The organism is Roseinatronobacter domitianus, from assembly GCF_023336755.1.
In the GTDB taxonomy this organism is placed as follows: domain Bacteria; phylum Pseudomonadota; class Alphaproteobacteria; order Rhodobacterales; family Rhodobacteraceae; genus Roseinatronobacter; species Roseinatronobacter domitianus.
Window position 1 is genome coordinate 322,104 of the sequence record NZ_JALZWP010000002.1, and the last position, 17,221, is coordinate 339,324.

Consider the following 17,221-nt stretch of genomic DNA (forward strand, 5'->3'; position numbering starts at 1 on the left):
TCCTACTTGCCGATGCAAAAACTGCTGAAAATGTCGCCCAGCACGTCTTCGACATCTACCACGCCGATCAGCACATCAAGCGCGTTGATTGCTATCCGGATATCTGCCGCCACCAGTTCTGCGATATAGTCCCCTTCCGCGATTTTATCAATCGCATCGGTCAGCGCTGTGGCGGCCTGTTGCATCGCTTGCTGGTGGCGTTCCCGAACCGTGACACCATCGCGCGCTGTCATGGCAGAAAGCCGCTCTGTGATCTGGTCTAACAACCGGTCCACACCCTGGCCGGTATGGGCAGAGATACCGTTCGGCATCGCGTTAATATCCGCTTTACTGCGGACAACTAAATCGCGGTCTGTCGTCTCGATCATCATCGCGGGCTGGTCGGCGGGGTGCAGAATGATCCGCAAATCCGCTTGTTCGGCGCGAGCTTTACCGCGTGCAATGCCGATCGCTTCGACTTCTTCCGTCGTATCGCGCAGGCCTGCCGTATCTAAAAAGGTAACAGCAAACCCGCCCACGTCCATCCGCACTTCCAGAACATCACGGGTTGTCCCAGCCACATCGGATATAATTGCGGCGTCTCGACCTGCCAAGGCATTGAGCAAGCTCGATTTTCCGGCATTAACCGGGCCAATTAGAGCAACTTCAAAGCCACTCTGAATGCGCTCTCGGGCGCGCTGTCCGGCCAGTTCGGATTGCACCCCACCCTCTACCGCGCGAAGTTCCGCCAATATCTGCGTGTCGAAATTGCCAACGTCTTCTTCGACAAAATCAATCGCCGTTTCGACCAGCGCCGCCGCCTTGACCAGATGCCTGCGCCAAACGCCAACAACACGCCCAATCGCCCCGTCCAAAATGCGCAAAGCCTGCCGCCGTTGGCTTTCGGTTTCCGCTTCCAGCAGGTCGCTCAGAGCCTCAACCTGGGTCAGGTCCATGATGCCATTGTCTAGGGCGCGGCGGGTAAACTCTCCGGGTTGCGCAAGCCGCAAGCCGTGGTCGACGGCAAGACACCGCTCCACGGCTGCGACCGTGGCCATGCTGCCATGAACCATCAGTTCGGCCACATCCTCACCCGTGAAGCTGGCGCCTTTGGCGAAGGTAAGGACCAGCGCAGAATCCAGCCGTTCCCCTGCCTCGTTGCGCAACATGCGTAACGTCGCTTGGCGCAACGGCGGTAAGCTGCCCGCCATAGCGCGCGCCACGTCATGCGCGCGTGTGCCAGAAATCCGAATAACAGAGACGCCCGATTTTCCACGGGCCGAGGCCAGCGCGAAAATCGTGTCCATGGCGTTAGGCGTTCATCGAGTCGAAGAAATCGCTGTTCGTCTTGGTCTGTTTCAGCTTGGAAATCAGGAATTCGATGGCGTCGGTCGTGCCCATCGGGTTCAGGATACGGCGCAGCACGAAGGTCTTTTGCAGATCGTTCTTTTCGATCAGCAGGTCTTCTTTCCGGGTGCCGGATTTCAGAATATCCATTGCCGGGAAGACGCGCTTATCGGCAACCTTGCGGTCCAGCACGATTTCGCAGTTACCGGTGCCCTTGAATTCTTCGAAGATCACTTCATCCATACGCGAGCCGGTGTCGATGAGCGCGGTGGCGATGATCGACAACGAACCGCCTTCTTCGATATTCCGGGCAGCACCAAAGAAGCGTTTGGGGCGTTGCAGGGCGTTCGCGTCTACACCGCCGGTCAGCACCTTGCCGGACGATGGCACAACGGTGTTGAACGCGCGACCAAGACGGGTGATCGAATCCAGCAGGATCACCACGTCGCGCTTATGTTCCACAAGGCGCTTGGCTTTCTCGATGACCATTTCGGCCACAGCAACGTGGCGGGTAGCGGGTTCATCAAAGGTAGAGGCGATGACCTCTCCCTTCACCGAGCGCTGCATATCCGTCACCTCTTCCGGGCGTTCGTCGATCAGCAGAACGATCAGGTAACACTCCGGGTGGTTCTTGGCGATGCTATGAGCAATGTTCTGTAGTAGAACGGTTTTACCCGTGCGCGGCGGGGCCACGATCAGCGCACGCTGGCCTTTGCCAAGCGGCGACACAAGGTCGATAATCCGGGCAGAGCGGTCTTTGGTTGCGGGATCATCCGTTTCCATCCAGATCCGCTCGTCCGGGTAAAGCGGTGTCAGGTTGTCAAAATGCACCTTGTGGCGCGATTTGGACGGATCATCGAAATTGATCTGAGAGACTTTGGTGATAGCGAAATAGCGTTCATTTTCTGATGGAGCCTGAATGACGCCTTCGATCGTGTCGCCCGTGCGCAGCGAATATTGCCGGATCATGTCGGGGGACACATAGATATCATCGGGACCGGGTAGATAGTTCGCTTCTGGCGCGCGCAGAAACCCGAAACCGTCTTGCAGCACTTCCAGAACGCCCTCGCCCGAAACTTCCCAGCCATCTTCGGCACGCTCTTTCAGGATAGAGAACATCATCTCGCCCTTGCGCATTGAAGGGGCGTTCTCGATCTCCAGTTCCTCGGCCAAAGCCAGCAATTCCGCCGGGCTTTTCGCCTTCAGGTCGGACAGGTTCAGGCGTTCGATTTGGTCAAGTTCGGTGTCGAGCATTGGAAATCCAGTTCGCCCGCGGAATATGCGGGACAGTCAAGGGTCACGATGTGGTATCGGAGACGCAATCCGCCGGACGGCAGAGCTCCCTGCGCATACCGCAGCCTTGTCACCAAGTCAATCAATGTCAGATTTTGACAACAACCGAGATGACAATGATGACCATCATCACTGTCGGGACTTCGTTCATCATGCGGTATTGACGACCCGTCAGGCTGTTGCCATCCGCCTCGAATATCCGGCGGCGTTTCGCGCACCAGATGTGAAACCACGTCATCCCGATAAGCCCGATGAATTTCGAATAGGGCCAGATTGCGCCCAGGTCCAGAACCCAGGGCATTGCCGCCATGGTCAGCCCCGTCACCCATGCCACAATCATGGCCGGGTTCATGATGACCCGCAGGAGCTTATGTTCCATGACCTTGAAGGTTTCGACCATTTCCGGGCTGGTGCCGCGTTCGACATGGTAGACGAACAATCGTGGCAAATAGAACAAGCCAGCCATCCAGCTGATAACTGCCATGATGTGCAGTGCCTTGATCCATGGGTAGAGCGTGTCAAGCATGAGCGATCCCTTCTGCGCTTCTATATAAAAAGAAAAGAATAAAGGGAATGATGTAGTAGATAGGGCCTGTGGATATGGGGATTACGGAACGCCCCACAGTCTTATCAACAGGACAGATCTTTGCGTGTTTGAGCGGATCACGAATAATAATTATATATTTCAATTGTATAGACAAGATCAAATCAAGAACAGAGATATTCAGACGATGGATCACAAAAGTTATCCACACCCCCGGCGAACCGATCTTAACAGGTGGATAACACGCCCCGGCAACTTGCAAGATTTGTGGGAACATGCCAGCAAACCACGACCTGCGTGTTTTACGTCTGTTTTGCCCTTCAGTTTCCGGGGGCTTGTTCACAAGGATATCCACATGGTGCTTGTTCTGGCTTCTGCATCGCGTGTTCGTGCGGATATGCTTCGTCGCGCCGGGGTCGCGGTAGACGTAGCGCCTGCCCGCATTGACGAGGGCGCTATTCGGGATGCGCTGTTGGCAGAGGGTGCCCCGCCGCGCGATATTGCCGATGCGTTGGCAGAGGGTAAGGCGCGGAAAATCTCTGGGCGTCATGCCGGGCTTGTTCTGGGCTGCGATCAGGTGCTGTCCTTGAGGGGGAAGATTTACGAAAAGCCCAACTCGCCAGAGGATGCCCGCGCGCAGCTACAGGCGTTGCGGGGCCATACGCATCAGCTTTTATCTGCTGCCGTGCTTTATGCCGATGGGGAACCCGTCTGGCGGCATGTCGGGGTTGCCCGTCTGACCATGCGCATGTTCAATGATCGCTATCTGGATGACTATATCGCACGGAACTGGCCAGACATTGGCGAATCGGTCGGGGCGTATAAGCTGGAGGAAGAAGGCGTGCGGCTATTCGCCCAAGTGACCGGTGATTACTTTACCATTCTTGGCCTGCCGCTTCTGGAGTTGCTGAATTACCTTGCCCTGCGTGGAGAGATTGACGGATGAAAATTCCCCTCGCCGGTGTCATCGGTTGCCCTGTCGGGCATAGTCGCTCGCCCGTTCTTCACGGGACATGGCTGCGCCAGCTTGGGCTGGCCGGGCACTATGTGCCGCTGCATATAGAGACGGATGATCTGGCAGATGTGCTGCGCGCCATGCCGCGTATGGGGTTTGTCGGCGCGAATGTGACAGTGCCGCACAAAGAAGCCGCGCTGGCGCTTGCCGATGATGTGTCTGAGACCGCCTTGCGAATTGGCGCGGCAAATACCCTTAGCTTTGGTCCCGATGGGCGCATTCATGCCGATAATACAGATGCTTACGGGTTTATTGCCAATCTGCATCAAAACGCGCCGGCATGGCAGCCATCGCACGGCCCGGCGCTTGTTCTGGGGGCCGGGGGCGCGGCCCGCGCGGTGATCGTTGCGTTGCAGGATGCTGGGGTGCCAGAGATTTACCTGACCAACCGCACCGCTGCACGGGCGCAAGGGCTGGCGACGGAATTTGGCGTGACTGCGCTGCCTTGGGAGGATCGCGCGCATGTGCTGCGCGATGTGGCCTGTGTTGTGAATACGACGTCGCTGGGGATGGGCGGACAACCGCCCCTGGACATAGACCTAAGCGCCCTGCCCGCCTCTGCCTTGGTTACGGATATTGTTTACACCCCGCTTGAAACGCCGCTTCTGGCACAAGCGCAGGCAAAGGGCTGCACGGTGGTGGACGGGCTTGGCATGCTGTTGCATCAGGCTGTGCCGGGGTTCGAGCGGTGGTTCGGCACCCGACCACAGGTGACAGACGCTTTGCGCATGGCGGTGCTGGCGTGACGTACCGGCTGGGGCTGACCGGGTCCATCGGGATGGGGAAATCCACCACGGCGCAGATGTTCCGTGACTGTGGCGTGCCGGTCTGGGATGCAGATGCGGCGGTGCACAGGCTGTATCAGGGCGCGGCGGTTGGCCCTGTTGGCACGCTTTGCCCGGACGCGGTGCAGGACGGCGCGATAGACCGGGCAGTTCTGAAAGACTGGATCGCCCGCGACCCTGCGGCGCTTGGCAAGCTGGAAGCGGTGGTGCATCCGTTGGTCGCGGCGGACCGTGCGGAATTTATCGCGTCCGCGCATGCTCCGTTTGTGGTTCTGGACATACCCCTGTTGTTCGAAACCGGGGCGGATGTGGACGGCGTTCTGGTCGTGACGGCCCCGGCAGAAGTGCAGCGCGCGCGCGTGCTTGAACGACCGGGGATGGACGCCGCGCAGTTCGAGCGTATTCTGGCCCGGCAAATGCCGGATGCCGAAAAGCGCGCCCGCGCTGATTTCGTGATAGAAACACTGGATATGGACAGCACGCGCGCTGCTGTGCAAGATATTGTAGGAAAACTGAGGGGCGGTGCCGATGCGTGAGATTGTTCTGGACACCGAAACCACGGGTTTCGAACCCGAACAGGGCGACCGGATTGTCGAGATCGGGGCGCTGGAACTGGTAAACCTTCGGCCCACAGGACAGACCTTTCATGTCTACATAAACCCAGAGCGCGACATGCCGGAAGGCGCGTTCGGGGTGCATGGCATTGGCCCGGACCTGCTGCCACAACCGCGCCCCGCGCGTGATGGCGAGGTGACGTTGCGCGACAAACCGCTCTTCGCGGCGGTGGGCCAGAAATTTCTGGATTTCGTTGGCGATGCGAAGCTGGTCATTCACAACGCAGCCTTCGACATGAAATTCCTGAATTTCGAGTTGGGGCGCATGGGCCTGCCGCAGCTTGACTGGCCGCGTGCGGTCGACACTTTGGCGATTGCGCGCAAGAAATTCCCCGGTTCGCCCGCCTCTTTGGATGCGCTGTGCCGCCGCTTCGGCATAGACAACTCATCGCGCACGCTGCATGGCGCGCTGCTGGACAGTGAAATTCTGGCAGAGGTGTATCTGGAGCTTCTGGGCGGCGCGCAGCCTGATTTTGCGCTGTCATCGGAACCGCTGAGTGCGGAAGGCACGATCACGCGCAGGCCATTGCCCAAGCGCCCTACCCCGTTGCCGCAAAGGCTGACAGAGGCAGAGGCCGAAGCCCATGCCGCGTTCGTTGCAAAACTGGGGGATAGCGCGGTTTGGGCCCGCTATGGCTAGGGCTGGTAGGGCGGGCGCGTAACACGCCCGCCACTTGGAATTAGTTTTGCACGGGGGCTGCGGCGTTTCCGGCCTGTGCGGCTGTCTGGCGCTGCAATTCCTGACGATACAGCGCAAGGAAATCGACCGTATCCAGGTTCAGCGGCGGGAAGCCACCATCGCGGGTGACGTCAGAGATGACGCGGCGCGCGAAGGGGAAGATCATCCGCGGGCACTCTATCAGCAGGAACGGGTGCAACTGCTCTTGCGGCACGCCTTCGACCAGGAACACGCCAACATAGTCCAGCTCGACAAGGAACAGGGTCTGATCGTCGGCCTTGTTCTTGGACGTGATCTTGAATTTCGTCGCCACGTCATACTGATTTTCTGCGTCACGCTTCTGTGCGTCAAGGCTGACCTGAACCTGAATGTCGGGCTGCACGTTCGCGCCCTGCATTTTTTTCTGTGCAGCGACGTTCTCGAAGGACAGATCCCGCATGTATTGCGCAAGGATACGCATGTTCACTTTCGGGGCCTGTGGCGCTGCGCCATTGCCTTGATTGGCTGTGTCCGTGTCAGTCATGTCTATGCTCTCTGTCTGGTTATGCGTTAATTGCGAAGATGTGTAGCAGCCCGCCCGGCGCGCCTCAATCCCGGTATTGGCGCGGATCGGGCGGCAGGCGGTTACGATCTGGGTCGGGCGCGGCATCGGATTCTGCGGTGTAATCGCCGTCTATGATGTCGTCGCGGGGTGCGGGCCGGGTTTGAACCACAATCCGGCGCAGCGCGATCATGCGGATTGCGGGGACTAACAGCAACAGGCCAAGCGCGTCTGTAAAGAACCCCGGCACCACCAACAGCAAAGCGCCGATCATACGCAGCGCCGAATGGGCCATTGGGCTGGCCGGGCTGCGGTCTGCCGCCAGCGCCGCGCGAATGTCTGTGCTGTTGCGATAAGGCTCCAACCTCATCAGAAACAGACCCAAGGCCCCGCTCGCGAAAATTTCAAGAAGCGTGCCCAAAACACCCAAAGCGCCGCCCAACTGCACGAAAAGCACAATTTCGAGCAGCGGAATTGCCAGAAAGGCCAGCAGGATAGGCATGTCTTCCCCTCTTTCCCAAAGGATCGGGCCGCTTATGGTGGACTTGCCCGTGTCGCCACCTTACATATGCATGGACAAAGCCATACCAACCCTTGGCAGAGGTAACAATGGACCCCGCCGTGATCCAATTACTCGTTCTTGCAGGAATAGCCGTGTTCCTGATCCTGCGCCTGCGTTCCGTGCTGGGCACGCGCGACGGGTTTGAAAAAACCTCCGTTCAGCGCGATGCCCCGGCCACCCCGCTTGATCGTAAACCAGCTTTCGAGGTGATCGAGGGTGGTCCTGACACGGATATTACCGATCATGTCACGGAAGGGTCCGACAGCGCCAAGGCGCTGACCCGGATGAAGGCCGTGGACCCGGAATTCGGGGTCAGCGACTTTTTGCAGGGCGCGCGCGGTGCCTATGAGATGATCTTGATGGCCTTCGAATCCGCCGATATGGAATCGATTCTGCCCTTCTTGTCGCGCGATGTGTTCAACAGCTTCGACGAAGTTGTGCAGACGCGCGAGCGTGAAGGGCTGGTTGTGGAAGCATCCTTTGTGGGTCTGCGCGAGATTGAGATTGTGGAGGCGACATTCGACGAAAAGACCAAGGAAGGCGAGATCACCTTGCGTTTCGTGGCCGAGTTGACGCAGGCCGTGCGGAAAGCTGAAACCGGTGAATTGGTGGATGGCGACCCCAACACGATCAAGCGCCAGAAAGATGTCTGGACCTTCGCGCGCGAAATGACGTCGAACAGCCCGAACTGGCAACTGGTCGCAACCGGCGATTAAGACCACCGGAAGGAGGAGCGTATGTCGCGCAAAAAGCGCCCTGCGCTCAGCCCGGAAGACCGCGAATTATGGGCGCGGGTCGTGCAAAGCGCCCGCCCCCTGAAAACCGATCTTGCCCATATTTTCGACACCCCGCCCGAAGCGCCCGCAGCCCCTGTGCCACCAAAGCCTGCGTCGTCATCGCGCGTTTTGCGGCCGCAGGGTAGCAATCCCGGCCCCCAGCATGTTTTGGCACAACCGCTATCCGAAGCGTTGGCAGAAGCCCCTGTGGCGATGGACAAGCGCCGTTTCCAGCGTATGTCGCGCGGCAAGTTGCAGCCAGAAGCACGGATTGACCTGCATGGCATGACGCTGGCGCAGGCGCATGGCGCATTGAACGGGTTTATCTTACGCGCGCAAGCCGAAGGGTTGCGGCTGGTGTTGGTGATTACTGGCAAAGGGCGGCAGGTCGAGGATGACGGCCCCATCCCTCGGCGGCGCGGCGCTTTGAAACATGACGTGCCGCAATGGTTACGCATGGCCCCGCTGGTGGGTGCGGTGCTGGAGTTGCGTGAAGCCCATGCCAGACATGGTGGGTCGGGGGCGTATTATGTCTATCTGCGTCGGATGCGTTAAGCGGGCCGGGACGCGCGCCCGTGGCGCCCACCCACCCACCCGCGCACGGGCGCGCGTTTGGGGGCTTTGCCCCCGCGTGGCTTTGCCACGCTCCCCCAGGATATTTGTGCAAGGATGAAGGGCGCGTGCTTTCGCTTGGCAAAGCCTTGGTTTTGCGGCAAAGCGTGGCGACATGAGATTTGCATTCCAGATAGAGACACGGGACGGTCGCGCGCGGCAAGGTCGGATTGACACGCCGCGCGGCGAAATCCGCACGCCGGCCTTCATGCCCGTGGGCACCGCCGCGACCGTAAAGGGCATGTTGCCCGAGCAGGTGCGCGAAACCGGCGCGGATATTCTGCTGGGCAATACCTACCACCTGATGCTGCGCCCCAGTGCCGAGCGGATTGCCGATCTGGGCGGGTTGCACAAGTTCATGAATTGGGACCGGCCCATTCTGACGGATTCGGGCGGGTTTCAGGTCATGAGCCTGGCCAATCTGCGCAAGCTGACGGAAGAAGGTGTGCGTTTTGCCAGCCATGTGGACGGGTCGCGCCATATGCTGACGCCGGAACGCTCGATGGAGATTCAGCGCCTTCTGGGGTCTGATATTGTGATGGCATTCGATGAATGCACGCCCTTTCCTGCGGATGAAGCGGTGGCGCGCGCCTCTATGGAACTGTCGATGCGGTGGGCGGCCCGTTCGCGCGAGGCTTTTGGTGATCGGCCCGGATATGCGCTGTTCGGGATTCAGCAAGGGTCTGTCTACAAGGACATGCGCGCCGAAAGTGCCGAGGCGCTGCGTGGTATCGGCTTCGATGGCTATGCAATCGGCGGGTTGGCTGTTGGTGAGGGGCAGGAACTGATGTTCGACGTGCTGGATTATGCCCCCGGCCAACTGCCTGAAGACAAGCCACGCTATCTGATGGGTGTGGGCAAGCCTGATGATATTGTCGGTGCGGTGCAGCGCGGGGTCGATATGTTCGATTGTGTGCTGCCCACGCGCTCTGGTCGGACGGGACAGGCCTGGACCGCCCGCGGGTCGGTGAACCTGCGCAACGCCCGCCACCGCGATGACCCGCGACCGCTGGAAGCGGGCTGCGATTGCCCGGCCTGCACCAAGTATAGCCGCGCCTATCTGCATCATGTTGTCCGGTTGGATGAAATGATCGCAGGAATGCTGCTGACATGGCATAACCTGCGTTATTATCAACGCCTGATGGCGGGGCTGCGCGCGGCGATTGCCGACCAGCGACTGGACGTTTTCGTGGCAGAGTTCCACGAATTGCGCGCCCAAGGCGATATAGACCCGATATAGGAAAGGCCCGACATGGCTGCCGATATGCTCTCGACAATCGTTAAACCTATCCACCGCGAGGGGCATAAGTTCCTGGCGATCTTCGGCGTTGTTACGGTTGCGCTGTTCCTGCTGTGGGAGCCTTTAGGCTGGATCGGCCTGGGTCTGACGGTTTGGTGTTACTACTTTTTCCGCGACCCGGACCGCCAGACGCCTTTGCGCGAAGGGCTGCTTGTCAGCCCCGCCGATGGGGTGATTTCGCTGATCGAACCCGCCGTCCCGCCGGCAGAGCTGGAGATGGGCGACCAACCCCTGACCCGTGTGTCGGTGTTCATGAATGTATTCGACTGCCATGTGAACCGCGTGCCCATCGCAGGGCGTATTACCAAGATCGCCTATCGACCGGGCAAGTTCCTGAACGCGTCGCTGGACAAGGCTTCTGTTGATAATGAACGCAACGGCCTGGCCGTGGAAATGGCCGATGGTCGCATGATTGGCGTGGTGCAGATTGCCGGGCTCGTGGCGCGGCGCATTCTGTGCGAGGTCTCCGAAGGTCAAGACATGCAGACGGGTGAGCGTTTCGGGATGATTCGCTTCGGCTCGCGCGTGGATGTCTACCTGCCCAACGGGGTGGAGCCGCTGGTGGCGCTGGGCCAGACCATGATTTCGGCGGAAACCGTGATCGCGGACCTGACCAGCGCGGAACCGCGCCGCATGGCGGGCGCGCGCTGATGCAACGCGACAGCCTTTCGCTTGTGCAGCTTGTGCCCAATGTGGTCACGATTCTGGGCATGTGCGCGGGGCTGAGCGCGATTCGCTACACATTCGCCGAACGCTATGAGCTTGCGGCGGCCCTTATCATCGTTGCGGCCATTCTGGACGGGCTCGACGGCCTTTTGGCGCGCAAACTGAACGCCGCCACGAGTTTCGGCGCGGAACTCGACAGTTTCTCGGATTTCGTCAGTTTTGGTGTCGCGCCGGGTATTCTCGTTTATGCCTATGCGCTCAACGGGATGGCAGCGGGCTTCGGCTGGGTCTTTGTTCTGATCTTCGCTGTCTGTGGCTGTCTGCGGCTGGCGCGCTTCAACCTGTCGCGAAGCGCCACGGATGGCGGGATGATCCGTCATTTTGTTGGTGTGCCAGCACCCGCCGGGGCAATGTTGGGCTTGCTGCCGGTCTATCTTGGGCTGGCCGGGTGGATAGACCCGTCAGCAATTCCGGTGCCGGTTGCGCTTTACCTTGGTGGCATAGGCTTGCTCATGATATCGCGCTTGCCCACGCCATCGCTGAAAGCGATCCGCATCGCGCGCAAACATGCGATATGGGTGTTGGTTGGCGCCAGCGCCTTTGTTGGGCTTTTATTCCTGCAAACATGGGCCACTCTGGTAATTACAGACCTTGTCTATCTTACCGTTTTGGCTGTGCTAAGCCTGCGTCGCCACGCCCCGCGCAAAAGCTGATATTCCGGAAAAAACCCGTGGCTTTACGCTTGACGCCGCGCGCTGCATTGCGTAATTGCCCTCTATCGCGCGGTTGTAGCTCAGTTGGTTAGAGTACCGGCCTGTCACGCCGGGGGTCGCGGGTTCGAGCCCCGTCAACCGCGCCACTTTTCAAAACCCCTCGCCCTATGGGCCGGGGGTTTTTCTATATATTCATTGTTGCAAAAATATCCTTGGGGAGTCGCGCGGTAGCGCGGCGGGGGCAAAGCCCCCTGAACACATAGCATTGCGCAGCGCAATTTGGTCAGGGACGCTCGACATCTGGACGGGCTGCGCCATCTTGCTGAACATGGAAAACCGCGCTCGATCTGTCCCGGCCTCTGCCTTTGCCCGCGGCTTGCGGGTGAGTGGCATGGCCACGGGCATGGCAGGGGCCACATTTGGTGCTTTGGCAGGTCAACTCATTCGTGGGCAAGGTGCAGATCTTGGCCGCGCGGCGCTGACCCCTGCGAATGCCCTCCGCGTGGCGGGCGGTCTGTCAGCGCTGCGCGGGGCGGCAATGAAGCTGGGGCAGATGCTCTCAATGGATAGCGGTTTGGCATTGCCTGCGGAATTCAGCGCACCGCTCGCCCAGCTTCAGGCGAACGCACCCGCAATGCCGCCTGCGCAGCTAAAGAAAGTTCTGACACAGGCTTGGGGCGCAGACTGGCCTAGACGGTTTCGCCGTTTCGATGTGCGGCCCTTGGCGGCCGCGTCGATCGGGCAGGTGCACCGCGCGGTCACGCAGGATGGGCGTGATCTGGCGATCAAAGTGCAGTTTCCGGGCATCGCGCGCAGCATTGACAGCGATATCGCAACCTTGGGGCGGCTTATGCGTTTGCCCGGTGTTCTGCCGCGTGATGTTGACATCACGCCTTTTCTAGCCGCCGCTCGCGCGCAATTGCATGACGAAGCGGATTACGCCCGAGAGGCCCGCGCGTTGGCGCATTTTCGGCAGGCGCTGGGCTATGATTTTATCGTTCCAAAGGTCTGGGACGACCTGACGACGCCGCAGGTTTTGGCGATGGATTTCGTCGAAAGCCAGCCGATTGACTCGCTGGTCGCGCAGCCGCAAGCGACCCGCGATGCGGCGATGGAGCAGTTGACAGCACTTACCCTGCGCGAGCTGTTCGAATTGGGGCAGATGCAGACCGACCCGAATTTTGCCAATTACCGGCTGGCCCCGGATGGACGGATCGTGTTGCTGGATTTTGGCGCGACGCGGGACGTTGCTTTAGAAGATGCGCAGAATTACCGCGCTTTGCTGCGCGCCATCCTTGCGGAAAACCGCGACAGCATGGCCGACCTTATGGCACAGATCGGCTATTTCCGCGGCGATGTGCCGCCTGACCGGCGGGCGCTGATTCTTGATCTGGCCGAAAAAGCCAGCGCGCCGTTGCGACAGCAAGCGCCCTATGATTTCGGCAACGCAACGCTGGTCGAGGATATCTTGCGCGAAGGGCAAGAGCTGGGCCAAGCGCGCGATTTCTGGCATGTCCCCCCGGCAGAGATGTTGTTTTTGCACCGCAAGATCGCGGGCATGTATCTGTTGGGTCAGCGGCTGCGTGCGCGGGTAGCGTTGCGGCCCTTGCTGGAACCCTATGCCTAAGCCAATCGCCGTGCGGCCAGCCAGCTTGCCAGCGCCATGACCCCGGCGGTCGCCAGACACAGCGCCAGCCCGCCCAACTGGTAACTTGCGCCCGACAGGAAGGTGCCGACCAACCGCCCGCTGGCATTTGCCATGTAGTAGAACCCGACATCGCGGGTGATTCGCTCTGCGGCGCCAAAGGCCAGGATCAGGTAAGAGTGCACCGAGGAATTAACGGCAAAGACAAAACCGAACAGAAAAAGCCCCGCGACAAGGGTGGCAGTCAGCCACGGCGCAGGAGCGCCCGCCAACCATACCGCAAGCGCCAGCGCAAAGGGGATGGGCACCAATAGGCCGGCCCAGAAGATCGCTTTGGCGGTGATCGCCGCTTCGGATTGCGCTGCGCCGCCCAGCAGGCGGGGCGCGAAGGCCTGCACCGCGCCATAGCCGATGATCCAGAGTGCCATGAAGCCGCCGACGAGGAAGAATGCCTCGCGCCGTCCGTCCGCTGTGCCGTCGGAGAGCACCGCCTGAAAATAGATCGGGATGCCGACGACGAACCACACATCGCGCGCGCCGAAGAGGAACATGCGTGCCAGCGATAGCTTGTTCACGCGCGGGTCGGATGAGCGCCAGCCTGACCAACCCTCGGCGGATTTCATTCGCCCCGGCAAGCCCGCAGGCAGGAACAGGATAATCGCGACCAAAATGACTGCCAGCACCGCGGCCATGGCCCAGACCGCAGCCTGGAACCCTGCCAGCGCCAAAAGCGCCGCGCCAAGGAAGAAGCCAAGCCCCTTGACCGCGTTTTTCGACCCGGTCAGCGCCGCAACCCAACGAAACAGGCCGTTATTTTCGGATGGTGCCAGCAGCTTGACCGCTGATTTCGAGGACATCTTGGACAGGTCTTTCGCCACGCCCGACGCGCCCTGCACCAGCATCACGAAGATGACCGAGAGCGTAATTGTCCAGTTCGGGTCAAGCTGCGCCAAGGCGGCCAAAGCCACGATCTGCAAGCCTAGCCCCGCGTAAAGCGTTGCCGCCAGTCCGAAGCGCGCGGCAAGCCAGCCCGCCGCAAGGTTGGTGACGATCCCGGCGACCTCGTAGAGCAGGAACAGCCATGCCAGTTGCACCGGCGAGAAGCCGAGCGCGTTGAAATGCAACAGCACCAACATGCGCAAGGCGCCATCTGACAGCATGAACGCCCAATAGGCCGCCGTGACGGCAGCATAGGCGCGGAGTGGGTTCACGGTGGTCATCGGGGCGCACCTTTGGCCAGCGGGGCAGGGGGCTTTGCCCCCGTCGCGGCTGTGCCGCGACTCCCCCAGGATATTTTTGCAAGGATGAAGGGGTCAGAGGCTTTGGGCCACCATGCGGGTGATGTCTGCAAGACGGCAGGCATAGCCCCATTCGTTGTCATACCACGCGTAGAGCTTTAGCTGCGTGCCGCCCGTGACCATGGTTGAGGCCGCGTCGATGATCGATGAGCGCGGGTCGTTAAGGTAGTCGGAGGAGACGAGCGGGCGCTCTTCATACCCCAAGATGCCGTGGAGCGGGCCATCGGCGGCGGCTTTGAGAAGGCGGTTCACATCTTCGACCGTGGTGGGGCGCTCGACCTCGAACACACAATCGGTGAGCGAGGCGTTGAGAAGCGGCACGCGCACGGCATGGCCGTTCAGCCGCCCTTCCAGTTCGGGGTAGATGAGCGTGATCGCAGTCGCGCTGCCGGTGGTTGTTGGGATGAGGTTGGTCAGCGCCGAGCGCGCGCGACGCATGTCCTTGGCGGGGCGGTCCACCATGGTTTGTGTGTTTGTCACATCGTGAATGGTGGTGATGGAGCCATGTTTGATGCCAAGGTTTTCGTGGATGACCTTGACCACCGGGGCCAGGCAATTTGTGGTGCAACTGGCGGCAGTGATGATGCGGTGTTGCGCAGGATCATAGAGGTGATGGTTCACGCCATAGACAAGGTTTAGCGCGCCGCCATCCTTGACCGGGGCGCTGACGACGACCTTTTTGACGCCTGCCGCGAAATAGGGGGCAAGCTTGGCGTCGGTCTTGAAGACGCCGGTGCAGTCGATGACCAGATCGACACCCAGTTCGGCAAGGGGCAGGGCGTCTATGGTTTTCTCATGCGTGAGGCGGATGGTGCGGTCGCCCAAGGTCAGGCTGTCCGCGCTGTGGCTGACCGGGGTGGGCCAGCGGCCATGCACGCTGTCAAACTCCATCAGCAGCGCGTGTTGTTCCGCGTCGCCCACGGGATCATTCAGCAATACGATCTGGCCGCCTGCGCCGGTGTCGATAAGGTCGCGCAGGGCAAGTTTTCCGATACGGCCAAGGCCGTTCAGGGCAATGCGGGTCATTGGGATTTATCCTTCAGGTCTGCTTGGGTGCCAATGGCATCGACGCGCGCTTGCAGTGACAGGCGCGACAGGCTTTCAAGCGGTAAGGCAACAAACGCTTCTATGCGGCGGCGCAGGGCGCCATAGGTTTGGGCAAACACCAAAGCGCGTTCGGCATCGGTGCCGGTTGCCTTGACGGGGTCGGGCAGGCCCCAATGGCCGGTAATGGGTTGACCGGGCCATGGCGGGCAGTCTTCTGCGGCGGATGTGTCGCAGACGGTGAAGACGAAATCCATCATCGGCGCGTCGGCGGTCTGGAGTTCCGAAACATGTTTGGACCGCATCGTATCGGTGGCGTGCCCGTTCCGCACCAACACGTCCAGGGCGAAGGGGTTCAGCTGCGAATTGGGGTTCAGCCCGGCAGAGAAGGCGTTGAACCGGCCGTTGCCCAGATCGCGCATCAGCGCCTCGGCAAAGATGGAGCGGGCGGAATTGCCCGAGCAGATGAAGAGCACGTTGAAGGCGGTATCGGGCATGGGATCGGCCCTTTCGGCGGGAAAGAGGTCGGGTCGCGCACGACCAAGATCAAGGACAAGATACGAGACAAGCGCATGCGCGCTGGGCAGATTGACCGCATAGTAAAGCGAGCGACCGTCACGGCGCTGCGTGACAAGGCCACAGGTGGTCAGGTCGGACAGGTAATGCGAGAGCGTGTTGGGCCGCAGGTCCAGCGCCTGCGCGATCTCTGTGGGCCGGACGCCTTGCGGGGCAAAGCGCATGAGCAGCCGGAAAACCGACAGGCGACCTGTCTGGCCAAGGGTTGCGAAGGCTTGGGTTGCATCGGACTGTTCCATAATTCTGGAATAATAGAATTACTGCGGCAAGTCTAATGAATGTTTTATGACAGGCCCAAGGGCACGGTCAGGTCCCGTCGTCCCAGAGTTCGGGCTGCCACAGCGCGGGCGTTCCGCAGATGGCCGGGTCCGGGGCAGCGATGTCGCCTTTGCCTGCATAGGGGATTTGCCCAAGTATATGCTGCAATACCACCAGACGGGCTCGATACTTGTCTTCTGACCTGATGATCGTCCAAGGAGCGGCGGCGGTATGGCTGCGCTCGAATGTTTCGGCAATGGCATGGGTGTAACTGTCCCATTTGCCCAGCCCCTTTATGTCGATGCCCGATAGCTTCCAGTGTTTCATCGGGTCGCCCTCACGCGCAAGCAGGCGGCGCAGTTGCTCGGCGCGGCTGACATTGAGCCAGATCTTGATGACATGGATACCGTCTTGCACCAGCAGGTTCTCGAAGCCGGGAAGTTGGTCGAAAAACGCCGCGCGCTGTGCGGGTGTGCAAAAGCCGAACACGTGTTCGACGATGGCGCGGTTATACCAGCTTCGGTCAAACAGCACCATTTCACCGCCCGCGGGCAGGCGCGCGACATAACGTTGGAAATACCATTCGCGGGCTTCGCGGTCGGTCGGTTTGGGTAGGGCTTCGATCTTTAGAACGCGGTGGCTCATTACATCGGCAATGCGGTTGATCGCGCCGCCCTTACCGGCGGTGTCGCGCCCCTCGAACACCACGACCACGCGCGCGCCGCTGGTGGTCAGCCAGTGTTGCAGCTTCATCAATTCCAGTTGCAGCGGCGTCAGGGCGTCTTTGTAATCGTCTTTGTCCATCCAGCGCGGATAGGGAAAATCACCTGCCAGGGTGTCGCGCTTGCGTGCTTCCTCGACAAGTTCCCGGACTACCGTAGGCGCTTGGTTTTCCAAGAAATCGCTGACCTGACCGGCCAAGGGCATGGGAATCTCGGACATGGGCGCGCCTTTCATTTGCTTGGACACAAGCA

At 60.3% G+C, this 17,221-nt stretch carries 20 protein-coding genes and 1 tRNA gene; 11 read left to right on the forward strand and 10 right to left on the reverse strand.

What is annotated here, in order from left to right:
- Positions 1–2 precede the first annotated feature (2 nt).
- The 4 genes from mnmE to M3N55_RS03680 all read right to left on the reverse strand — a co-directional run bounded on the left by mnmE (position 3) and on the right by M3N55_RS03680 (position 3,506).
- A complete protein-coding gene (mnmE, locus tag M3N55_RS03665) occupies positions 3–1,286 on the reverse strand; it encodes a tRNA uridine-5-carboxymethylaminomethyl(34) synthesis GTPase MnmE (RefSeq protein ID WP_249056478.1) in 1,284 nt (427 codons plus the stop codon).
- A gap of 4 nt (positions 1,287–1,290) precedes the next feature.
- On the reverse strand, positions 1,291–2,580 hold the full coding sequence (gene rho, locus M3N55_RS03670; protein WP_249056480.1) for a transcription termination factor Rho: 1,290 nt from the start codon (positions 2,578–2,580) through the stop codon (positions 1,291–1,293).
- A gap of 127 nt (positions 2,581–2,707) precedes the next feature.
- Positions 2,708–3,145: a protoporphyrinogen oxidase HemJ gene (gene hemJ, locus M3N55_RS03675; protein WP_249056483.1), complete on the reverse strand. Its 438-nt coding sequence runs from the start codon at positions 3,143–3,145 to the stop codon at positions 2,708–2,710.
- The gene (locus M3N55_RS03680) at positions 3,138–3,506 is read right to left on the reverse strand and encodes a hypothetical protein (RefSeq protein WP_249056609.1); all 369 of its coding nucleotides are present in this window, start codon (positions 3,504–3,506) and stop codon (positions 3,138–3,140) included. Before M3N55_RS03680 ends, hemJ begins: the two co-directional genes overlap by 8 nt.
- A gap of 12 nt (positions 3,507–3,518) precedes the next feature.
- Here M3N55_RS03680 and M3N55_RS03685 point away from each other — a divergent pair, with 12 nt between their 5' ends.
- Genes M3N55_RS03685 through dnaQ form a run of 4 tightly spaced genes read left to right on the forward strand, consistent with a single transcriptional unit; the run spans position 3,519 to position 6,217 of the window.
- Entirely contained in the window at positions 3,519–4,109 is a 591-nt protein-coding gene (locus M3N55_RS03685) for a Maf family protein (protein WP_283163854.1), read from the forward strand.
- On the forward strand, positions 4,106–4,924 hold the full coding sequence (locus M3N55_RS03690; RefSeq protein WP_249056485.1) for a shikimate dehydrogenase: 819 nt from the start codon (positions 4,106–4,108) through the stop codon (positions 4,922–4,924). Before M3N55_RS03685 ends, M3N55_RS03690 begins: the two co-directional genes overlap by 4 nt.
- A complete protein-coding gene (coaE, locus tag M3N55_RS03695; protein WP_249056487.1) occupies positions 4,921–5,499 on the forward strand; it encodes a dephospho-CoA kinase in 579 nt (192 codons plus the stop codon). The genes M3N55_RS03690 and coaE overlap by 4 nt, the downstream gene beginning before the upstream one ends.
- Positions 5,492–6,217, forward strand: coding sequence for a DNA polymerase III subunit epsilon (gene dnaQ / locus M3N55_RS03700; RefSeq protein WP_249056488.1), 726 nt, complete (start codon positions 5,492–5,494; stop codon positions 6,215–6,217). Before coaE ends, dnaQ begins: the two co-directional genes overlap by 8 nt.
- A 40-nt stretch (positions 6,218–6,257) precedes the next feature.
- On the opposite strand, the gene secB is transcribed toward dnaQ, so the two are convergent.
- Together secB and M3N55_RS03710 are read right to left on the reverse strand one after the other, a co-directional pair.
- Positions 6,258–6,779, reverse strand: a complete 522-nt coding sequence (gene secB, locus M3N55_RS03705) for a protein-export chaperone SecB (protein ID WP_249056603.1) — start codon at positions 6,777–6,779, stop codon at positions 6,258–6,260.
- A 64-nt stretch (positions 6,780–6,843) separates the two neighbouring features.
- A complete protein-coding gene (locus M3N55_RS03710; protein WP_249056490.1) occupies positions 6,844–7,299 on the reverse strand; it encodes an FxsA family protein in 456 nt (151 codons plus the stop codon).
- Positions 7,300–7,406: 107 nt separating this feature from the next.
- Between M3N55_RS03710 and M3N55_RS03715 the strand changes: the two genes are divergently transcribed.
- From M3N55_RS03715 to M3N55_RS03745, 7 genes are all read left to right on the forward strand, one after another.
- Positions 7,407–8,075: a Tim44/TimA family putative adaptor protein gene (locus M3N55_RS03715; RefSeq protein ID WP_249056491.1), complete on the forward strand. Its 669-nt coding sequence runs from the start codon at positions 7,407–7,409 to the stop codon at positions 8,073–8,075.
- A gap of 21 nt (positions 8,076–8,096) precedes the next feature.
- The gene (locus tag M3N55_RS03720; protein WP_249056493.1) at positions 8,097–8,690 is read left to right on the forward strand and encodes a Smr/MutS family protein; all 594 of its coding nucleotides are present in this window, start codon (positions 8,097–8,099) and stop codon (positions 8,688–8,690) included.
- Positions 8,691–8,862: 172 nt separating this feature from the next.
- A complete protein-coding gene (tgt, locus tag M3N55_RS03725; protein WP_249056495.1) occupies positions 8,863–9,987 on the forward strand; it encodes a tRNA guanosine(34) transglycosylase Tgt in 1,125 nt (374 codons plus the stop codon).
- 12 nt (positions 9,988–9,999) lie between these two features.
- Positions 10,000–10,698 carry a phosphatidylserine decarboxylase gene (locus tag M3N55_RS03730; protein WP_249056496.1) on the forward strand — a complete coding sequence of 233 codons (699 nt, stop codon included), beginning with the start codon at positions 10,000–10,002 and terminating at the stop codon, positions 10,696–10,698.
- Positions 10,698–11,426 (forward strand): CDP-diacylglycerol--serine O-phosphatidyltransferase, encoded by a 729-nt coding sequence (gene pssA, locus M3N55_RS03735; RefSeq protein ID WP_249056498.1) that lies wholly within the window; start codon positions 10,698–10,700, stop codon positions 11,424–11,426. Before M3N55_RS03730 ends, pssA begins: the two co-directional genes overlap by 1 nt.
- A gap of 69 nt (positions 11,427–11,495) precedes the next feature.
- A tRNA-Asp gene (locus tag M3N55_RS03740) sits at positions 11,496–11,572 on the forward strand.
- A 119-nt stretch (positions 11,573–11,691) separates the two neighbouring features.
- Positions 11,692–13,053, forward strand: a complete 1,362-nt coding sequence (locus tag M3N55_RS03745) for an ABC1 kinase family protein (protein WP_249056499.1) — start codon at positions 11,692–11,694, stop codon at positions 13,051–13,053.
- On the opposite strand, the gene arsJ is transcribed toward M3N55_RS03745, so the two are convergent.
- The 4 genes from arsJ to ppk2 form a co-directional block, all read right to left on the reverse strand.
- The gene (arsJ, locus tag M3N55_RS03750; RefSeq protein ID WP_249056501.1) at positions 13,050–14,291 is read right to left on the reverse strand and encodes an organoarsenical effux MFS transporter ArsJ; all 1,242 of its coding nucleotides are present in this window, start codon (positions 14,289–14,291) and stop codon (positions 13,050–13,052) included. The two genes, M3N55_RS03745 and arsJ, sit on opposite strands and share 4 nt — an antisense overlap.
- A gap of 93 nt (positions 14,292–14,384) precedes the next feature.
- Positions 14,385–15,395: an ArsJ-associated glyceraldehyde-3-phosphate dehydrogenase gene (locus M3N55_RS03755; protein ID WP_249056503.1), complete on the reverse strand. Its 1,011-nt coding sequence runs from the start codon at positions 15,393–15,395 to the stop codon at positions 14,385–14,387.
- Positions 15,392–16,228 (reverse strand): arsenate reductase/protein-tyrosine-phosphatase family protein, encoded by an 837-nt coding sequence (locus tag M3N55_RS03760; RefSeq protein ID WP_249056505.1) that lies wholly within the window; start codon positions 16,226–16,228, stop codon positions 15,392–15,394. Before M3N55_RS03760 ends, M3N55_RS03755 begins: the two co-directional genes overlap by 4 nt.
- A 67-nt stretch (positions 16,229–16,295) precedes the next feature.
- Complete coding sequence (gene ppk2, locus M3N55_RS03765) at positions 16,296–17,189, reverse strand: polyphosphate kinase 2 (RefSeq protein WP_283163855.1); 894 nt, start codon at positions 17,187–17,189, stop codon at positions 16,296–16,298.
- Between the last annotated feature and the right edge of the window lie 32 nt (positions 17,190–17,221).

Bases quoted from the DNA above. Each gene is read 5' to 3' on its own strand.
- mnmE (WP_249056478.1), bottom strand. From the start codon at position 1,286: ATGGACACGATTTTCGCGCTGGCCTCGGCCCGTGGAAAATCGGGCGTC.
- rho (WP_249056480.1), bottom strand. From the start codon at position 2,580: ATGCTCGACACCGAACTTGACCAAATCGAACGCCTGAACCTGTCCGAC.
- hemJ (WP_249056483.1), bottom strand. From the start codon at position 3,145: ATGCTTGACACGCTCTACCCATGGATCAAGGCACTGCACATCATGGCA.
- M3N55_RS03685 (WP_283163854.1), top strand. From the start codon at position 3,519: ATGGTGCTTGTTCTGGCTTCTGCATCGCGTGTTCGTGCGGATATGCTT.
- M3N55_RS03690 (WP_249056485.1), top strand. From the start codon at position 4,106: ATGAAAATTCCCCTCGCCGGTGTCATCGGTTGCCCTGTCGGGCATAGT.
- dnaQ (WP_249056488.1), top strand. From the start codon at position 5,492: ATGCGTGAGATTGTTCTGGACACCGAAACCACGGGTTTCGAACCCGAA.
- secB (WP_249056603.1), bottom strand. From the start codon at position 6,779: ATGACTGACACGGACACAGCCAATCAAGGCAATGGCGCAGCGCCACAG.
- M3N55_RS03710 (WP_249056490.1), bottom strand. From the start codon at position 7,299: ATGCCTATCCTGCTGGCCTTTCTGGCAATTCCGCTGCTCGAAATTGTG.
- M3N55_RS03715 (WP_249056491.1), top strand. From the start codon at position 7,407: ATGGACCCCGCCGTGATCCAATTACTCGTTCTTGCAGGAATAGCCGTG.
- M3N55_RS03720 (WP_249056493.1), top strand. From the start codon at position 8,097: ATGTCGCGCAAAAAGCGCCCTGCGCTCAGCCCGGAAGACCGCGAATTA.
- tgt (WP_249056495.1), top strand. From the start codon at position 8,863: ATGAGATTTGCATTCCAGATAGAGACACGGGACGGTCGCGCGCGGCAA.
- M3N55_RS03730 (WP_249056496.1), top strand. From the start codon at position 10,000: ATGGCTGCCGATATGCTCTCGACAATCGTTAAACCTATCCACCGCGAG.
- pssA (WP_249056498.1), top strand. From the start codon at position 10,698: ATGCAACGCGACAGCCTTTCGCTTGTGCAGCTTGTGCCCAATGTGGTC.
- arsJ (WP_249056501.1), bottom strand. From the start codon at position 14,291: ATGACCACCGTGAACCCACTCCGCGCCTATGCTGCCGTCACGGCGGCC.
- M3N55_RS03755 (WP_249056503.1), bottom strand. From the start codon at position 15,395: ATGACCCGCATTGCCCTGAACGGCCTTGGCCGTATCGGAAAACTTGCC.
- M3N55_RS03760 (WP_249056505.1), bottom strand. From the start codon at position 16,228: ATGGAACAGTCCGATGCAACCCAAGCCTTCGCAACCCTTGGCCAGACA.
- ppk2 (WP_283163855.1), bottom strand. From the start codon at position 17,189: ATGTCCGAGATTCCCATGCCCTTGGCCGGTCAGGTCAGCGATTTCTTG.